Here is a 2,627-nt window from a genome sequence, read left to right as displayed (position 1 = left end):
CTGGCCTAAAGCCGGGAAATGGAATTTTATACAGATACGGTAGCAGTGGGCCTTACCAGTACCGAAACCGCTATAAGCAGTTTACGCCGGTTAGAAATGGGAGGCTATTGTCTTGATCATTGTTTCCATAAATTGCCTGATCTGGCAGAAAAGGCTGAAGGGTTTTCCAATATTTTCAGTGTACAGCGTGCCCTCATTCATTACTACGCCGGCCAGAACCATCTTTCACTTGATAGTGCCGGGCTACCTGTTATTACAAACAATTATTTTCAAACCTTTCTGAAAAGCCGGGTACAGCTGCGGGAGCAGTGGACCTCTCACCTTACACGGGAAGACAGGGAAGCCCATTATCTGCAGACGAATGTATTGTGTAAACAGATTACCCGCAGCGCCTGGGACTTGTTTAAAGACCCCGAATGTTTACAGGAGCAGATGACGGCGCTGGTATATAATTTCACGGTGCATCCTTCGGTGGAAACATTTACTGAGATCAGTCCGGCCAGTTACATTGCGGAATTGTCCCAACGTCACCGGCTATATGAATATCCAAAGGTATTTAATGACTACTATGATAACCGGCCGTTCAACGAAATGACCGCGGACTATACCCGTTTGCTACTGCCAACAGAAATGCAAAGCTGTAGTATTCGGGAGATATATCACCCTGATATCATTCTCCGTATGCGGACCTTTTACCGTGACCGCCAGGATGCGGAAACCCTGCAAGCCATTAGCAGCGGGCAATTTCAGACACGCTATTTTGAATTTGACGGGCAGAAATACAGTGCTGCCCGGGCCAGGCAGCTGGCCCGCATGTTATCAGCTGTAGTAACAGAAGAGCAGGAATGGCTGCAAACACATGACCAGCAGGCCTTCCGGTATCACTACACCGTTGCGCAGCAAAAAAGCCCGGCCTCCGCTGCGCTATTAAAAGACAAATACCAGCAGATATTACAATACCAGCAAACCGGCCATCAGCTGAATGACCAGGTGATACGGATCATACATTGTATCAGTCTCCTGTTCAACACCAGCGAACATGACCTGGAATCCATGCCGGCACTTTTTGATGAATTATCTGCCGAATGCTGGAGTTTTCGCATGATGGCGGAAAACATCAGCAACTCTCCACTATATAGTTCCTTTCCGGAAGGATTAGGCGAAAAGCTGAAAAAGTTCCGGGAACAGGATTGTTCCTTTATGGAAGACATGATCCCTGATTATGTAGCCATACAGGAGCTACATGAAATCAGTTCCGCTATGATGGAACATTATAACAATGGGATCATATTATTAAAAAAGGGGTACCTCGAATTTATTTTAACATTGGAATCAGGGAAATAAGACCCTGTTAAAGCGCCGTTCCTGCTGTGCATTTTTCTCTTACTGAATTTGTGCGTATTTTCGGCGCTCGCGAAAGCGTAGCAGTCATATGGAGAATTTTATCGTTTCAGCCCGTAAATACCGTCCACAGAACTTTTCAACTGTTGTAGGACAGGCACATATTACCACCACTCTCAAAAATGCCATCCGCAATAACCAGCTGGCACACGCCTTCCTGTTTTGCGGACCACGCGGAGTAGGGAAAACCACCTGTGCGCGTATCCTGGCTAAAACCATTAACTGCGAGAACCTGCAGCCGGATGGGGAAGCCTGTAACGAATGTCATTCCTGTAAATCTTTTAATGAGGGTAGTTCTTTCAACATCCATGAACTGGATGCTGCATCCAACAACTCAGTGGATGATATCCGTACACTGGTGGAACAGGTGCGTTTTGCACCGCAGGCAGGAAAATATAAGATCTATATCATAGATGAGGTACACATGCTCAGTTCCTCGGCTTTCAATGCTTTCCTGAAAACCCTGGAAGAACCGCCATCATATGCGATTTTCATCCTGGCCACCACAGAAAAGCACAAGATATTGCCGACGATTCTGAGTCGTTGCCAGATCTTCGATTTTAAACGTATTACCATTCAGGATACGGTAGACCATCTGCAGGAAATCTGTACCAAAGAGCATATTGAGGCAGAAGCAGACGCCCTGCACCTGGTAGCGCAGAAGACCGATGGTTGTATGCGTGATTCCCTGAGTACACTGGATAAGATTGTTAGCTTTACCAGCGGACACCTTACCTATCAGAATACGCTGGAACACCTGAATATCCTGGATTATGATTATTTTTTCCGGGTAATGGGTTCCGTATTACAGCAGGATATAGCCAGCGCGCTGCTCCTGTTTGATGAAATTTTACAGAAAGGTTTTGAAGGAGATAATTTCCTGAACGGATGGGCGGAATTCCTGCGCAATCTGTTACTATGCAAGGAAGACAAAGCACTACATCTTGTAGAAGTATCTGGTAACCTGAAAGAACGCTACAAGCAATTATCCGGTCAGATAAGCCCTGCTTACCTGATCACTGCGCTGCACCTGCTCAACGAAACAGAGATCAATTACCGCATGGCACGTAATAAACGTTTACATGTGGAAATGGCCCTGATTAAGTTGTGCTATCTGCAACAGGCGGTAACATTGGTCAGTGATGACAGCACCGGAGAGGTTTCAAAAAAAAAATTAGTACCTGATGGTTCGGTACCTCAAAAGCTGCGCGCACCTGCTGCCCAGC

General features: G+C 46.3%; 2 protein-coding genes. Both read left to right on the top strand.

The annotated features are described in order from the left end of the window. Positions 1–18: 18 nt before the first annotated feature. Complete coding sequence (locus tag VIP81_RS26975) at positions 19–1,344, top strand: hypothetical protein (protein ID WP_331968673.1); 1,326 nt, start codon at positions 19–21, stop codon at positions 1,342–1,344. Positions 1,345–1,432: 88 nt separating this feature from the next. Next, the coding region (gene dnaX, locus VIP81_RS26970) for a DNA polymerase III subunit gamma/tau (RefSeq protein WP_331968670.1) at positions 1,433–2,627 on the top strand (1,195 nt) is incomplete at its 3' end.

The sequence above is a fragment of the Chitinophaga sp. genome (genome assembly GCF_036566945.1).
Taxonomy (GTDB): Bacteria; Bacteroidota; Bacteroidia; order Chitinophagales; family Chitinophagaceae; genus Chitinophaga.
This window is presented reverse-complemented; position numbering and strand designations above follow the sequence as displayed.

What these genes read in the sequence shown, in the direction of transcription:
- VIP81_RS26975 (WP_331968673.1), top strand. Translation starts at nt 19, where the DNA reads ATGGAATTTTATACAGATACGGTAGCAGTGGGCCTTACCAGTACCGAA.